General features: G+C 71.2%; 12 protein-coding genes. All 12 read left to right on the top strand.

Going from position 1 to position 15405, the window contains the following annotated elements; translation table 11 throughout:
• The first annotated feature begins 85 nt into the window (after positions 1-85).
• Positions 86-1396, top strand: a complete 1311-nt coding sequence (locus AC0ZLC_RS26425; protein WP_476754455.1) for a DUF6716 putative glycosyltransferase — start codon at positions 86-88, stop codon at positions 1394-1396.
• 32 nt (positions 1397-1428) lie between these two features.
• Entirely contained in the window at positions 1429-2739 is a 1311-nt protein-coding gene (locus tag AC0ZLC_RS26420; RefSeq protein WP_476754454.1) for a cytidylyltransferase domain-containing protein, read from the top strand.
• A gap of 14 nt (positions 2740-2753) precedes the next feature.
• Positions 2754-3692, top strand: coding sequence for an N-acetylneuraminate synthase family protein (locus tag AC0ZLC_RS26415; protein ID WP_476754453.1), 939 nt, complete (start codon positions 2754-2756; stop codon positions 3690-3692).
• Positions 3693-3738: 46 nt separating this feature from the next.
• On the top strand, positions 3739-4857 hold the full coding sequence (locus AC0ZLC_RS26410; protein ID WP_476754452.1) for a hypothetical protein: 1119 nt from the start codon (positions 3739-3741) through the stop codon (positions 4855-4857).
• Positions 4858-5285: 428 nt separating this feature from the next.
• The gene (locus AC0ZLC_RS26405; RefSeq protein WP_476754522.1) at positions 5286-6518 is read left to right on the top strand and encodes an amidohydrolase; all 1233 of its coding nucleotides are present in this window, start codon (positions 5286-5288) and stop codon (positions 6516-6518) included.
• Positions 6519-6958: 440 nt separating this feature from the next.
• Positions 6959-8005, top strand: a complete 1047-nt coding sequence (locus AC0ZLC_RS26400; RefSeq protein ID WP_476754451.1) for a BMP family lipoprotein — start codon at positions 6959-6961, stop codon at positions 8003-8005.
• A gap of 294 nt (positions 8006-8299) precedes the next feature.
• Positions 8300-9346, top strand: coding sequence for a BMP family lipoprotein (locus AC0ZLC_RS26395; RefSeq protein WP_476754450.1), 1047 nt, complete (start codon positions 8300-8302; stop codon positions 9344-9346).
• Positions 9347-9617: 271 nt separating this feature from the next.
• Positions 9618-11186, top strand: a complete 1569-nt coding sequence (locus tag AC0ZLC_RS26390) for an ABC transporter ATP-binding protein (RefSeq protein ID WP_476754521.1) — start codon at positions 9618-9620, stop codon at positions 11184-11186.
• Positions 11186-12316 (top strand): ABC transporter permease, encoded by a 1131-nt coding sequence (locus tag AC0ZLC_RS26385; protein WP_476754449.1) that lies wholly within the window; start codon positions 11186-11188, stop codon positions 12314-12316. Before AC0ZLC_RS26390 ends, AC0ZLC_RS26385 begins: the two co-directional genes overlap by 1 nt.
• Positions 12313-13578 carry an ABC transporter permease gene (locus AC0ZLC_RS26380; RefSeq protein WP_476754448.1) on the top strand — a complete coding sequence of 422 codons (1266 nt, stop codon included), beginning with the start codon at positions 12313-12315 and terminating at the stop codon, positions 13576-13578. Before AC0ZLC_RS26385 ends, AC0ZLC_RS26380 begins: the two co-directional genes overlap by 4 nt.
• Positions 13575-14021 carry a cytidine deaminase gene (locus tag AC0ZLC_RS26375; RefSeq protein ID WP_476754447.1) on the top strand — a complete coding sequence of 149 codons (447 nt, stop codon included), beginning with the start codon at positions 13575-13577 and terminating at the stop codon, positions 14019-14021. The genes AC0ZLC_RS26380 and AC0ZLC_RS26375 overlap by 4 nt, the downstream gene beginning before the upstream one ends.
• 58 nt (positions 14022-14079) lie before the next feature.
• A complete protein-coding gene (locus tag AC0ZLC_RS26370) occupies positions 14080-15363 on the top strand; it encodes a thymidine phosphorylase (protein WP_476754446.1) in 1284 nt (427 codons plus the stop codon).
• Positions 15364-15405 lie beyond the last annotated feature (42 nt).

Raw genomic sequence — 15405 nt, 5'->3', positions numbered from 1 at the left:
CGATCCCCATTCGTCGATGTGCTGTTAACCCTTTGTTGCATTCGGGTTGGGCCGCACCTCTTCCTCGCTTCCTAGCGTCGTCGACGTGCCAGCAAGTACCAGGAAGTCCCTGCGGGTCGCCGTCCTCGCGGATTCCGATACCCGGTGGAAATGGGGCTCGCTCACCGCGAACCGCATCTCACCGGCCGAATCGGACATCCGGCTCGACGGCTTCCTGCTGCGCGGCCGTGCCACGCCCACCGCCCGCCAGCTCGAGGAAGTCGGCGTCCGCCCCGACTCGCTCCGCGAGGTCACCGGCGTCGAGTTCCTGCGCGCCATGGGCCAGGAGACGTACGACATCGTCGTGCTCGCCCTCGTCGGCGGTGCCGTCCAGGCGATGCTGCACGGGCTCGGGCGGGCCTGGGACGGCCGGACCCGGCGGCCCGTGGTGGTCACCGGCTACGTCGGCGTCGTCTACGAGAAGCTCGCCGACGGCCTGCTGCTGCGGCACGGCGCGGACCTCGTCCTCGCCAACTCCCGCCAGGACGCGGAGCGTTTCCGCGCCGTGTACGAGGGAGTGGGAGCCGACGCCTCGTCGGTGACGGAGGTGGCACTGCCCTTCCTCGGCGGCGCCGAGCACCGGAGGCACGACCCGTACACGGTCGTCTTCGCCGCCCAGCCCTCCGTGCCGGAGAGCCGCAGGGACCGTACGTACCTGCTGGACCGCCTGATCCGGCACGCACGGCTGCACCCGGACCGCCAGGTCCTGCTGAAGCTGCGCTCCAGGCCGGGCGAACACACCACGCACATCGAGGAGCTGCCCTACCAGAAGCTGGCGGAGAAGGCCGGTCCGCCCGCCAACTTCCGCCTGGTGTACGGGCACATGGGCGAGGTCCTGGACCGCACCGACCTGCTGGTCACCGTCAGCTCCACCGCGGCCCTGGAGTCCCTGCACCGCCGCGTCCCCACCGTCGTCCTGACCGACCTCGGGATCCGCGAGGCGCTCGGCAACCACCACTTCGTGGGCTCCGGCTGCCTGGCCTCCTGGGACCAGCTCGACGCCGGGTACGAGCCGGCACCCGACCCGGCGTGGGTGGCCCGGCAGGGCGTCGCCGTCGGGGCAGGGTCCTACGAGACGGCCTTCGACCCGGCGCGCGCCCGCATCGACGAACTGCTCTGCGCCGCCCGGCTCCCGCGGCTCGCGCCCTTCTACACGCCCGTCACCGCGCCCGGTTACCTGCCCGGCATCCTCGCCCGCCACCACCTCGCCCCCGACGGCAGCCCGCTGCCCGGCGCACCCGCCGCCGACAAGGAGCCCAGCCCCGTACGGCAGATCGTGCGGCGCGCGGCCCGCGGCGCCTACCGCCACGGCGTCCAGCGCGTGGCGCCCGTCATCCGGCGGATGGGGGAGCTGTGAACGCCCCCGTCCCCTCCCAAGGAGTACAGCTGATGTCCCACCCGGAAGCGGGCCAACCGGCGCCCCTGCGCCGCGTGCTCGCGGTGATCCCCGCGCGCGGCGGCTCCAAGGGAGTCCCCGCGAAGAACCTCGCCCCGGTCGGCGGTGTGCCGCTGGTGGCGCGTGCCGTGCGCGAATGCCGCTCGGCCCGGCTCGTCACGGACGTCGTGGTCTCCACCGACGACACCGCGATCGCCGCGGCGGCCCGGTCGGCCGGCGCCGAGGTCGTCCTGCGACCCGCCGCCATCGCCGGTGACACCGCGACCTCCGAGGCCGCCGTCCTGCACGCCATGGAGGCCCACGAGGCCCTGCACGGCAGCGCGGTCGACGTCGTCCTGCTCGTCCAGTGCACCAGCCCGTTCATCGTCCGCGAGGACATCGACGGCGTCGTCCGCGCGGTCGTCGAGAAGGGCGCGGACACGGCGCTGACCGTGGCCCCCTTCCACGGCTTCGTGTGGCGCGACGGCGACGACGAGCCCGCCGCCGCCCAGGCCCCGGCCGGCCCCGGGCGCACGGCGGCCGCGGGCGGCACGGACACCCTGCTCGCCGGCACCGCCACCAGCGGCGGCTACGGCATCAACCACGACAAGTCCTTCCGCCCGCGCCGCCAGGACCGCCCCCAGGACCTCCTGGAGACCGGCGCCGTCTACGGCATGGACGCGGCCGGCTTCCGCACCGCCGGACACCGCTTCTTCGGCCGTACGGAACTCGTCCGCACCGACCCCGCCCGGGTGCTGGAGATCGACGACCCGCACGACCTCGCCCGCGCCCGGGCCCTGGCCCCGCTCTTCGACGCGGGCCGGCCCGGCGCCCTCCCGACCGCCTCCGACATCGACGCGGTCGTCCTCGACTTCGACGGCACCCAGACCGACGACCGGGTGCTGATCGACTCCGACGGACGGGAGTTCGTCTCCGTGCACCGCGGGGACGGCCTCGGTGTCGCAGCCCTGCGCCGCAGCGGCCTGTCGATGCTGATCCTGTCCACGGAACAGAACCCGGTCGTCGCCGCCCGGGCCCGGAAGCTCAAGATCCCGGTCCTGCACGGCATCGACCGGAAAGACCTCGCACTGAAGCAGTGGTGCGAGGAGCAGGGCATCGCGCCGGAGCGCGTGCTCTACGTCGGCAACGACGTCAACGACCTCCCGTGCTTCGCCCTCGTCGGCTGGCCCGTGGCGGTCGCGAGCGCCCACGACGTCGTGCGCGGCGCCGCACGCGCGGTCACCACCGTCCCCGGTGGCGACGGCGCGATCCGAGAGATCGCCAGCTGGATCCTCGGCCCTTCTCTCGACTCCCTCGACAAGTAAGGAACGTCTCCACCATGAGCTCCAACTCCCGCCTCCGCACCTTCGGTTCGAAGACCGCCGGCCCCGGCCACCCCGTCTACATCACCGGCGAGATCGGCATCAACCACAACGGTGACCTGGACAACGCCTTCAAGCTGATCGACGTGGCCGCCGAGGCCGGCTGCGACGCCGTCAAGTTCCAGAAGCGCACCCCGGAGATCTGCACCCCGCGCGACCAGTGGGACATCGAGCGCGACACCCCCTGGGGCCGCATGACCTACATCGACTACCGCCACCGCGTGGAGTTCGGCGAGGACGAGTACCGCCAGATCGACGAGCACTGCAGGAAGCGCGGCATCGACTGGTTCGCCTCCCCGTGGGACACCGAGGCCGTCGCCTTCCTGGAGAAGTTCGACGTGCCCGCCCACAAGGTCGCGTCCGCGTCGCTGACGGACGACGAGCTGCTGCGCGCCCTGCGCTCCACCGGCCGCACGGTCATCCTCTCCACCGGCATGTCGACCCCGAAGCAGATCCGGCACGCCGTCGAGGTCCTCGGCAGCGACAACATCCTGCTCTGCCACGCCACGTCGACGTACCCGGCCAAGGCCGAGGAGCTCAACCTCCGCGTCATCAACACCCTCCAGGCCGAGTACCCGAACGTCCCGATCGGCTACTCCGGCCACGAGACGGGCCTGCAGACCACGCTCGCCGCGGTCGCCCTCGGCGCCACCTTCGTCGAGCGCCACATCACCCTCGACCGCGCCATGTGGGGCTCCGACCAGGCCGCCTCCGTCGAGCCGCAGGGCCTGACCCGCCTCGTGCGCGACATCCGCACCATCGAGGCCTCTCTCGGTGACGGAGTCAAGAAGGTGTACGAGTCCGAGCTCGGCCCGATGAAGAAGCTGCGCCGGGTCTCGGGCGTCGTCGCGGAGGCGGAGATCGCCGCGGCGGCGGGCGAGCCGGTCTCGGTCTGATCCCCCTCCCCACTTCCACCCTCACGGAAGCGACGGTCGTACGTCGATGAGCCCCCGCGCCGGTCTTGCCGGCACCCGCCCGAAGAAGCCGGACACCCTCGCGTTCGTCGAGAGCCCGGTGCAGCTCCTCAACGTGCTGGAGTGGGCCCACATCCAGGGCCTGCGCACGCAGGAGGGCACTGCTCCGGCACCCGGCGCGGGGCTCACGCTCGTCGTCCTGTCCCCGACCGACCCGATGACCCGGGGACAGCTGCGCCGCATGGCGGAACTGGCCCGCGACGAGGGCTACGAGGTCCGGTGGGAGGAGGCGCGGGGCGGCACGACGGCCCCCTTCCACACGATCGGCGGCCTCGTCCCGCTGCTCCGCAGAGCCCGCCGGATAGTCATGGGAGACCCCTTCTCCCGTTACGTGCAGCTGCTGCTGACCATCACCGCCGCCCGCGACCTGGTGGTCGTGGACGACGGCACGGCGACCATGGAGTTCGTCGCCCAGCTCGGCCGCGGCGAGCGCCTGGTGCGCTGGCACCGGCGGGGCGGCCGGCCCGGCCCGCGCGACGTGCTGTTCGCCCCGGTGTCCGCCTCCGCCCGCCGCCGGCTGACCCCCACCGGCCACCGCTCGGTCGAGGTCTTCTCCTCCATGCCGATCGACTCGGCGCCCGACGGTGTCCGCGTCACGGCCAACGACTTCGCCTGGACCCGGGCGCGCTTCGGCCCCCCGCGCATCACCAGGAGTGCCGACCTGGTGGGCACCTCCCTCGTCGAGACGGGCGTGGTCGACCCGGACCGCTACCTGGACGCGGTCCGCTCCCTGGCCAAGGCGCACGGCGCGACGCGCTACTTCGCCCACCGGCGCGAGAGCCCCGAGAAGCTCCGCCGCCTCGCCGCCGAGACGGGCCTGGAGATCGTCCGGCCCGACCTCCCGCTCGAACTGATCGCCCGCCGGGGCCCCATCGGGCGCACCATCCTGAGCTTCCCCTCGACCGTGGTCCACACGCTGCCGCTGGCCCTGGCCGGCACCGAGGTCCGTGTCGCCGTCTGTGACATCGACCCCACCTGGCTCACCGAGAACGCCTCCCCCCGGGCCCAGGGCTTCCTCTCCGGAGTGACCGGCACGGCCAAGGACGTCCACCGCCTCTCGGCGACAGCCCACCCGAGCCCGGCGTAGGCCGGCTGCCGGGGGAGTGACCGCGCGCGTTCACGCTCTGTCCGGTTCCGGTCGCGGATCTGGAGTGTGACTCGGTCGTCGCGGGGGGCCGGGGTGGGGTGCGCGCGAAGTGTGGCACCGTGGAGTACGGGAATGGGCTCGGACACCCCGGGCGTTGTTCCCTGCGTGGGACTCCGTGGGCCAAGGCCCGCGGAGCGGTTCGAGAACCGGCCGCCGGACCCGGCGGCGAGGTCGATGGAGACCGAAGGGCCTGATCAAGGGGCCTGGTTCAAGATCCAATCGCCCGGAAAGCCGGGCGAGTTTACCCACCCCGGCCGATACCTATGCGCCGGGCGGCCAGATTTTCTTCCCCTAACGGGTTGAAGTTTTGTTGATCGTGGGTCGGCTGGCCGCCCGATCGCCCTACCCTTCAGAGGGTGAACCAACTGATGTCCCGAGAGTCCGAGGCCGACAAGCCCGGGGAAGCAGTGCTTCCCGGCGCGCTGCCCGAGGCACTGCGCGCCGAGCTCGTGGCCTTCCGCCGCGACCTGCACATGCACCCGGAGCTCGGCAACCAGGAGTTCCGTACGACCGCGGCGGTCAAGGCCCGCCTGGAGCGGGCCGGCCTTGAGCCGCGCGTCCTCAGCGGCGGCACGGGACTCGTCTGCGACATCGGTCTCGGTGAGGACGGGCGGCACGGCACCCGCCCCATGCTCGCCCTGCGCGCCGACCTCGACGCGCTGCCCATCCCGGACACCAAGGCGGACTGCGCCTACCGGTCGACCGTCCCGGACCGCGCCCACGCCTGCGGCCACGACGTGCACACCACCGTCGTGCTCGGCGCCGGCCTGGTCCTCGCCCAGCTGCACCGCACCGGGCGGCTGCCCTGGCCCGTGCGGCTGATCTTCCAGCCCGCCGAGGAGGTCCTGCCCGGCGGCGCGCTCGACGCCATCGCGTCCGGGGCCCTGGAGGGCGTCGGACGGATCATCGCCGTGCACTGCGACCCGAAGGTGGACGCGGGGCGCATCGGCCTGCGGCACGGCCCCATCACGTCCGCGTGCGACCGGCTCGAAGTGTCATTGGACGGCGCCGGCGGCCACACCGCGCGCCCCCACCTCACCACGGACCTCGTGACGGCCGTCGCCCGCGTCGCCACCGACGTCCCGGCGGTGGTCGCCCGCCGCATCGACGCGCGCAGCGGACTCTCCGTGACCTGGGGCCGTATCGAGTCCGGCCACGCGTGCAACGTGATCCCGCAGCACGCCGAGCTGTCCGGGACCGTGCGCTGCCTGGACCTCGAGGCCTGGCGGCAGGCCCCCGACCTGCTGCACGCGGCGATCGACGAGATCGCCACCCTGCACCGGGCGAAGTCCGAGATCAACTACGTCCGCGGCGTCCCCCCGGTCGTGAACGACCCGATCGTCGCCGACCTGCTGCGGGACGCCATGACCGCCCGGCTCGGACCGCACTCCGTCGAGGACACCACGCAGAGCCTGGGCGGTGAGGACTTCTCCTGGTACCTGGAGCAGGTGCCGGGTGCCATGGCCCGCCTCGGAGTGCGCACGCCCGGCGAGCGCGGTGGCCGTGACCTGCACCAGGGCGACTTCGACGCGGACGAGTCGGCGATCAAGGTGGGCGTGGAGCTCTTCACGGCCGCCGCGCTGCTCGACGCGAAGGCGTGAGCGCCGGGCCGGTGACCGACGCCGGCCGGTGACCGACGCCAGCCGGTGACGGACGCCGGTCGGCAGTGAGCGACGCCGGCCGGTGAGCGACGCCGGGCCGATGACCGACGTCGGCCGTTGAACGGCGGGCCGAAGCTCCCCTCGCCACGCGTGGCCCTCCCCAGTCGCGCCGCCCGCCCTCCCGCAGTACTTTGAGCACGGCTGGAAACAGCCACTCGCGCCGTCACGCAGACTTCACCCCCGCACGCAGAGCGTGGCGGCCGCGAGCGGCGTTGCATCCACGAAGCGCCCCATTCGCGCCCATGGTTCACCCGGACGTAACCGGCCATCGGCACGAATGGGTAACGGCCGGGGGAACCCCGTTCCCTCCACGGTCTACGCGCGTTAATGTGCGCCGAACTCAGCACCCACTGCGGGGCTTTGGAGAAGGGGAACTTCGGATGCGTCGTATTTCCAGCCTGACCCGTGTCGCGGTGGGGGTCGCGTCGCTCGCACTCGCGGCCACGGCCTGCGGCGGTACCAGTGACGAGGGTGACAGCGGCGAGAGCAAGGGTGACAAGGGTCTCGCCATCGCGTACGACATCGGCGGCAAGGGCGACCAGTCCTTCAACGACGCCGCGTTCGCGGGCCTGGAGAAGGCGCAGAAGGAGTTCGGCTACAAGACGGCGGACATCGAGCCCACCGACGGTGAGACGGACGCCGACAAGGAGCAGCGCCTGGCCTCGCTGGCCAAGCAGGGCTACAACCCCGTCATCGGCATCGGCTTCGCCTACGGCCCCGCGATGGAAAAGGTCGCGGCGAAGTACCCGAAGACCAGCTTCGGCATCGTGGACTCCGTCGTCGAGGGCAAGAACGTGGCGTCCCTCGTCTTCGCCGAGCAGGAGGCCTCCTACCTCGCCGGTGTCGCCGCCGCGAAGGCCACCAAGACGAACACGGTCGGCTTCGTGGGCGGCGTGGACGTCCCGCTGATCCACAAGTTCGAGGCGGGCTACAAGCAGGGCGTCCAGGACACCAACCCCAAGGTCAAGGTGCTGTCCCAGTACCTCACCCAGACCGCGGAGGAGGGTGGCTTCTCCAGCCCCGACAAGGGCAAGGCCGCAGCCGAGGGCCAGTTGGAGAAGAAGGCCGACGTTCTCTACGCCGCGGCCGGTCTGTCCGGCCAGGGCGTGATCGAGGCCGCCGCCAAGAAGAAGGCCTGGGCGATCGGCGTCGACTCCGACCAGTACAAGCAGAAGCCGCTGGCCGCCTACAAGGACTACATCCTGACCTCCGCGCTCAAGGACGTCGGCGGTTCGGTGTACTCGCTGGCCAAGTCGGTCCACGACGACAAGCCGCTGACCGGCACGCAGACGTTCGACCTCAAGGTCGACGGCGTCGGTCTCGCCGACAGCAACCCGAAGATGGCCGAGATCCCGGGCCTCACCGACGCCGTGGCCAAGGCCAAGGAAGGCATCGTCGCGGGCACCATCAAGGTCAAGACCGAGTAGTCGGGTGACGGGCCCGGGCCCGTCGGCGCCCGGACGGGCGAACACCACGAAGCGGTACGGAGCGGGCGGGCACCCTGAGTGCCCGCCCGCTCCCGTCTGCCGCCCGGCAGGTCACCCACCGCCACCGTCCCTTTGCGGTCGGCAAGCCTTCGGGCGGTGAAACAGGTGGCATCGGGCACAGCCGCATAACAAGGTGGACAGAAGGGGTTTTCTAGAAGGTCTACGCGCGTTAATCTGCGGCGAAGCCAGCGCCGAAGACGATCCGCCTGGCGCTGTAAGACAGGAGCACAACACATGCGCCGGGTTCCCCGCATCGCGCTCGCAGGCGCTGCGACCGCCTCTCTCGCCCTCGCCCTCTCCGCGTGCGGAGGCACCTCGACCTCCGGCTCGTCGGAGTCGAAGGGCGACAAGGGCCTCGCCATCGCCTACGACGTCGGCGGCAAGGGCGACCAGTCCTTCAACGACGCCGCGTTCGCCGGTCTGAAGAAGGCGCAGAGCGAGTTCGGTTACAAGACCGCCGACCTCGAGCCCACCGACGGCGAGACGGACGCGGACAAGACCCAGCGCCTGGTCTCGCTGGCCAAGCAGGGCTACAACCCGGTCATAGGCATCGGCTACGCCTACGCGCCCGCCGTCAAGGAGGCCGCGGCCAAGTACCCCGACACCACCTTCGGCATCGTCGACGACTCCACCATCGAGGCGAAGAACGTCGCGGACCTGGTCTTCTCCGAGCAGGAGGCCTCCTACCTCGCGGGCGTCGCCGCCGCGAAGGCCACCAAGACGGACACCGTCGGCTTCGTGGGCGGTGTGGACATCCCGCTGATCCACAAGTTCCAGGCCGGCTTCGAGCAGGGCGTCAAGGACACCGCCCCCAAGGTCAAGGTGCTGTCCCAGTACCTCACCCAGACCGCGGACGAGGGCGGCTTCTCCAGCCCCGACAAGGGCAAGACGGCCGCCGAGGGCCAGATCGAGAAGAAGGCGGACGTCGTCTACGCGGCGGCCGGCCTGTCCGGTCAGGGCGTCATCGAGGCCGCTTCCGCCAACAAGGTGTGGGCCATCGGTGTCGACTCCGACCAGTACAAGCAGGAAGCCCTCGGCAAGTACAAGGGCGCCATCCTGACCTCCGCGACCAAGGACGTCGCGAAGGCGGTGTACAACCTCGCGAAGTCGGTCGAGGACGGCAAGCCCGAGACCGGTATCGTCAGGGGCGACCTGAAGTCCGGCGAGGTGGGCCTCGCCGACTCCAACCCGCAGTACAAGAGCAACACCGCTGTCCAGGACGCCGTCAAGGCAGCCAAGGAGAAGATCATCAGCGGCGAGATCAAGGTCAAGTCCAGCTGACGAGCAGGACCTCAGGAGCAGCTGTGCGGCCCCGGACGAGGTGCGAGCGGGTGCTCCACGCCCCCCGCGCCTCTCCGGAGCCGCTCAGTATCCGCGGGGTTACGTCCGCTCGACGGGACACGGGGAGCCTCGCCCCCGTGTCCCGTAGCCGCGGCGCGTCGCCCCTTTCGTTGCCGTAGGGGCGCTACGCGCGTAGACGACCCCCTTTCCCTCAGGAGAGTGCGCCATCAACGCGTCCAGCAGCCCTCCGGCCGACGCGGTCAACGGTCAGCTGACCGCTGTCGAACTCGCCGGGATCACCAAGCGCTTTCCCGGCGTCGTGGCCAACCACGACATCCACCTCAACGTCCGCAAGGGCACGGTCCACGCCCTCGTCGGTGAGAACGGTGCCGGCAAGTCGACGCTGATGAAGATCCTCTACGGCATGCAGAAGCCGGACGAGGGGACCATCGCCGTCGACGGCACGCAGGTCACCTTCTCGTCGCCCGCCGACGCCATCGCCCGCGGCATCGGCATGGTCCACCAGCACTTCATGCTCGCCGACAACCTCACGGTCCTGGAGAACGTCGTCCTGGGCAGCGAGAAGCTGTACGGCATCGGGGGCAAGGCGCGCCGCAAGATCCTGGAGCTCTCCGAGCGCTACGGCCTCGGTATCCGCCCCGACGTCCTCGTCGAGGAACTCGGCGTCGCCGACCGCCAGCGCGTGGAGATCCTCAAGGTCCTCTACCGGGGCGCCCGCATCCTCATCCTCGACGAGCCCACCGCGGTGCTCGTCCCGCAGGAGGTCGACGCGCTCTTCGCCAACCTGCGCGAGCTCAAGGCCGAGGGCCTGTCGGTCATCTTCATCTCGCACAAGCTGGGCGAGGTCCTCTCGGTCGCCGACGACATCACGGTGATCCGCCGCGGTACGACGGTGGGGACGGCCGTCCCTTCCGAGACCACCCCGCGCCAGCTCGCCGAACTGATGGTGGGCAGCGAACTGCCGACGCCGGAGACCGCGGAGTCCACGGTCACCGACCGTCCGGTCCTGTCCGTGCGGGACCTGCGCCTGGTCGCCCCCGGCGGCAAGCCGCTCCTCGACGACATCAGCTTCACCATCCACGCGGGCGAGGTGCTCGGCCTCGCCGGCGTCGAGGGCAACGGCCAGACCGAGCTCATCGAGACGCTGATCGGCCTCAAGGGCGCCGACTCCGGCACCATCACCCTGGCCGAGGACGAGATCACCTCCTGGGCCACCCGCAGGCGCCGCGAGCAGGGCATCGGCTACATCCCCGAGGACCGCCACCGGCACGGCCTGCTCCTGGAGGCCCCCCTCTGGGAGAACCGCATCCTCGGCCACGTCACCGAGCGGCCCAACGCGAAGGGCGTCTGGCTGGACCCCAAGGGCGCCCAGGCCGACACCCGCCGGATCGTCGAGGAGTACGACGTCCGCACCCCCGGCATCGACGTGACCGCGGCCTCCCTCTCCGGCGGCAACCAGCAGAAGCTGATCGTCGGCCGCGAGATGAGCCACAAGCCGCGCTTCCTGATCGCCGCCCACCCGACCCGCGGCGTGGACGTCGGTGCGCAGGCCCAGATCTGGGACCAGATCCGCGCGGCCCGTCGGGAAGGCCTCGCCGTCCTGCTGATCTCGGCCGACCTGGACGAGCTGATCGGTCTCTCCGACACGCTCCGGGTGATCTACAACGGCAAGCTGGTCGCGGACGCCGACCCGGCGACCATCACCCCGGAGGAGCTCGGCTCGGCCATGACCGGCGCCGCCTCCGGACACCTCGAGAACGAAGAGCTCGCAGAGCAGCTCGAAGAGCAGGCAGACGCCCCCGAAGACGAGGCCCGCTGATGAAGAAGTTCGACAAGGAGCGCGTGCTCCTCGCGGTGGCCGGACCGGTCATCGCGCTCGTCGTGGCCGTGGCGCTGACCTCGGTCGTGCTGCTCGCCTCGGGGAAGAACCCGATCGAGCCGTACACGCTCATGTTCGAGCAGGCCACGTTCTCCGACATCCAGGTCCTGATCCTCAACCAGGCCTCGATGTACTACATCGCGGCGCTCGCGGTGGCCATCGGCTTCCGCATGAACCTGTTCAACATCGGTGTGGACGGGCAGTACCAGCTCGCCGCCATGATGGCCGCGATCGTCGGCGCGCACGTCGCGCTGCCGGCCGCGCTGCAGATCCCGCTGCTGATCCTGACCGCGATCCTCACCGGCGCCTTCTGGGCCGGCATCGCCGGTGTCCTCAAGGTCACCCGGGGAGTCAGCGAGGTCGTCGCGACGATCATGCTCAACGCGATCGCCACCGCCCTCATCGCCTACCTGTGGCTGCCCGACGTCTTCGGCGTCAAGGTCGGCAACAACAACACCACCGGCGAGATGCACGAGTCGGGCTGGGTGCCCGGCTTCGGCATGGGCGACGCCGGAGAGATCTACGGCATGGTGGTCCTCGCCGTGCTGCTCGGCATCGGCTACTGGATCGTCCTCAACCGCACCCGCTTCGGCTTCGACCTGCGCGCCTCCGGTGCCTCGGAGAGCGCCGCCGCGGCCAGCGGCGTGGACCCCAAGCGCATGGTGCTCACCGCCATGCTGGTCTCCGGCGGCATGGCGGGCCTCGCGGGCCTGCCGATCCTGCTCGGCGCCACGCACACGTTCAGCCTGAACTTCCCTACCGGCATCGGCTTCCTCGGTATCGGCATCGCCCTGCTCGGTCGCAACAGCCCGACGGGCATCGCCTTCGCGGCCCTGCTCTGGGCCTGGCTGGACAAGGCGTCGCCCGAGCTCGACTTCCACGGGTACGACAAGGAGATCGCGGTCATCATGCAGGGCCTGATCGTGATCGCGGTCGTCGTCTCGTACGAGGCCGTGCGCGAGTGGGGTCTGCGCCGCCAGCAGCGCCGCGTCGGCGCGGAACTCGCCGCGGGCCACGTCCTCGGCGCCTCCTCTGACCACAACACCGAGAAGGAGGTGGCGGGCCGATGACCACCGCAACCGCTGTCAACCAGCCCTCGCTGCAGCCCGCGGCACCCGGCGGCCGCCGGCTGTCGCTCCCCGTCCTCCTGCTCGTCATCGCGGGCGGCCTGGCGCTGACCTCGATCGTCCGCATCATCACCGGCGCCGACGGCATCACCAACGTCAGCCAGATGTCCACCGCGCTCCAGCTCGCCGTCCCGATCGGCCTGGCCGGTCTCGGCGGTCTGTGGTCAGAGCGCGCGGGCGTCGTCAACATCGGCCTCGAGGGCATGATGATCCTCGGCACCTGGTTCGGCGCCTGGGCCGGCTACCAGTGGGGCCCGTGGACCGGCGTGCTCGTCGGCATCGCCGGCGGCGCGATCGGCGGTCTGCTGCACGCGATCGTGACGATCACCTTCAACGTCAACCACATCGTCTCCGGTGTGGCCATCAACATCCTGGCGCTCGGTGCCACCCGCTACCTCGCCCCGCTCGCCTTCGAGGGCGTCCAGGGCGGTTCGGCGAAGCAGTCCCCGCCGGTCGAGTCGCTCGGCCACTTCACCGTGCCCGGACTCTCCGACTGGCTCACCACCCTCAACGGCAAGGGCTGGTTCTTCGTCTCGGACGTCGCGGGCCTGCTCGGCGGCCTGGTCACCAACGTGTCCTGGCTGACCCTGCTCGCCATCGCGCTGATCCCCGCCACCTGGTGGATCCTGTGGCGCACCGCGTTCGGCCTGCGCCTGCGCTCCTGCGGCGAGAACCCGATCGCGGCCGAGTCGCTCGGCGTCAACGTCTACAAGTACAAGTACCTGGCCGTCATCATCTCCGGCGGTCTGGCCGGCCTCGGCGGCGTGTTCCTGTCGATCGTCGCCAACCCCTTCTACCTGGAGGGGCAGACCAGTGGCCGCGGCTACATCGGTCTCGCCGCGATGATCTTCGGCAACTGGATGCCGGGCGGCCTCGCCCTCGGCGCCGGCCTGTTCGGCTACACCGACAGCCTCAACCTGCGCGGCGGCTCCGCCAACGTCCACGCACTGCTGCTGCTCGGCGCGATCCTGCTGGTCATCGGTGCCGTCTGGCTGGCGGTCCGCAAGCAGTACGTACCGGCCGTGATCACCTTCCTCGTCGGCGTCCTGGTCTTCGCCTGGTACGCCGGCACCAACGAGGTGCCGAACCAGGTCGTGTCCGCCACGCCGTACGTCATCACGCTGATCGTGCTGTCGCTGTCCGCGCAGCGGCTGCGGATGCCGAAGGCGGACGGCCTGCCCTACCGGAAGGGACAGGGCAAGTGACGTCCGCCGAGGACGCCCCGGGGACCGGCGCGGGAACCGGGACGCCGGGGCCGGCGGCCGTCGACTGGAACGCCCTGCGGGAGATCGCCCGGGACGCCATGTCCCGTGCGTACGCCCCCTACTCGGGCTACCCCGTCGGGGTGGCGGCCCTCGTCGACGACGGCCGGACCGTCTCCGGCTGCAACGTCGAGAACGCCTCGTACGGGCTCGGCCTGTGCGCCGAGTGCGGCCTGGTCTCCGACCTCCGGAACAGCGGCGGCGGCCGGCTGACCCACTTCACCTGCGTCGACGGGCGCGGCGAGGTCCTGGTGCCGTGCGGGCGCTGCCGGCAGCTGCTCTTCGAGTTCGGCGGGCCCGGCCTGCTGCTCGAGACCCCGGCGGGCATCCTGCCGCTCTCCGAGATGCTCCCGCAGGCATTCGGCCCCGAGCACCTCACCAAGTAACTCCTCCGCGGCCCCTCCGGACTGTCCGGAGGGGTCGCTGCTCCTCGGAAGGAAAGTCATGGCCATGGACGCCATCTCCGTCATCCGCACCAAGCGGGACCGCGGTGAGTTCAGCGACGAGCAGATCGACTGGGTCATCGACGCGTACACCCGCGGCGAGGTCGCCGACTACCAGATGGCCGCCCTCAACATGGCGATCCTGCTCAACGGCATGAACCGCCGCGAGATCGCCCGCTGGACCGCCGCGATGATCGCCTCGGGCGAGCGCATGGACTTCTCCTCGCTGTCCCGCCCGACCGCCGACAAGCACTCCACCGGCGGCGTCGGCGACAAGATCACGCTGCCGCTCGCACCCCTGGTCGCGGCCTGCGGCGCGGCGGTCCCGCAGCTGTCGGGGCGCGGCCTCGGCCACACCGGCGGCACCCTCGACAAGCTGGAGTCGATCCCCGGCTGGCGGGCGCTGCTCTCCAACGAGGAGATGCTGGCCGTCCTGGACGGCGTGGGCTCGGTCATCTGCGCGGCCGGCGACGGTCTCGCCCCCGCCGACAAGAAGCTGTACGCCCTGCGCGACGTCACCGGCACCGTCGAGGCCATCCCGCTGATCGCCTCCTCGATCATGTCGAAGAAGATCGCCGAGGGCACCGGCTCGCTGGTCCTGGACGTGAAGGTCGGCACCGGCGCCTTCATGAAGACCATCGAGGACGCCCGCGAACTCGCCTCCACGATGGTCGGCCTCGGCACCGACCACGGCGTGAAGACCGTCGCGCTGCTGACCGACATGTCGACCCCGCTCGGCCTGACGGCCGGCAACGCCCTGGAGGTCCGCGAGTCGGTCGAGGTCCTGGCCGGCGGCGGCCCCGCGGACGTCGTCGAGCTCACCCTCGCGCTGGCCCGCGAGATGCTCGACGCGGCGGGCGTGAAGGACGCCGACCCGGCCAAGGCGCTCGCCGACGGCTCCGCGATGGACGCCTGGCGCCGCATGATCGCCGCGCAGGGCGGCGACCCGGACGCGCCCCTGCCGACCTCGCGCGAGCAGCACGTCGTCAAGGCCCCGTCCTCCGGTGTCCTGACCCGCCTCGACGCGTACGACATCGGCGTGGGCGCCTGGCGCCTGGGCGCCGGACGCGCCCGCAAGGAGGACCCGGTCCAGGCCGCCGCCGGTATCGAGCTGCACGCCAAGCCGGGCGACACGGTCACGGCGGGCCAGCCGCTGCTCACCCTGCACACGGACACGCCCGAGCGCTTCGCGTACGCCCTGGAGGCGGTGGAGGGCTCGTACGACGTCGCCGCGGCGGGCACCGACTTCACGCCGGCCCCGATCGTGCTGGAGCGGATCGCCTGACCCGTACGATCCCGGAAGGGGCCAGTGCCTTCGCGCACCGGC

Source organism: Streptomyces sp. GLSS-08 (assembly GCF_056387915.1).
Note: the sequence above shows the minus strand (reverse complement) of the source record. Positions and strands in the feature narration are given on the sequence as shown.

Bases quoted from the DNA above. Each gene is read 5' to 3' on its own strand.
- AC0ZLC_RS26420 (WP_476754454.1), top strand. From the start codon at position 1,429: ATGTCCCACCCGGAAGCGGGCCAACCGGCGCCCCTGCGCCGCGTGCTC.
- AC0ZLC_RS26415 (WP_476754453.1), top strand. From the start codon at position 2,754: ATGAGCTCCAACTCCCGCCTCCGCACCTTCGGTTCGAAGACCGCCGGC.
- AC0ZLC_RS26410 (WP_476754452.1), top strand. From the start codon at position 3,739: ATGAGCCCCCGCGCCGGTCTTGCCGGCACCCGCCCGAAGAAGCCGGAC.
- AC0ZLC_RS26405 (WP_476754522.1), top strand. From the start codon at position 5,286: ATGTCCCGAGAGTCCGAGGCCGACAAGCCCGGGGAAGCAGTGCTTCCC.
- AC0ZLC_RS26400 (WP_476754451.1), top strand. From the start codon at position 6,959: ATGCGTCGTATTTCCAGCCTGACCCGTGTCGCGGTGGGGGTCGCGTCG.
- AC0ZLC_RS26395 (WP_476754450.1), top strand. From the start codon at position 8,300: ATGCGCCGGGTTCCCCGCATCGCGCTCGCAGGCGCTGCGACCGCCTCT.
- AC0ZLC_RS26385 (WP_476754449.1), top strand. From the start codon at position 11,186: ATGAAGAAGTTCGACAAGGAGCGCGTGCTCCTCGCGGTGGCCGGACCG.
- AC0ZLC_RS26380 (WP_476754448.1), top strand. From the start codon at position 12,313: ATGACCACCGCAACCGCTGTCAACCAGCCCTCGCTGCAGCCCGCGGCA.
- AC0ZLC_RS26370 (WP_476754446.1), top strand. From the start codon at position 14,080: ATGGCCATGGACGCCATCTCCGTCATCCGCACCAAGCGGGACCGCGGT.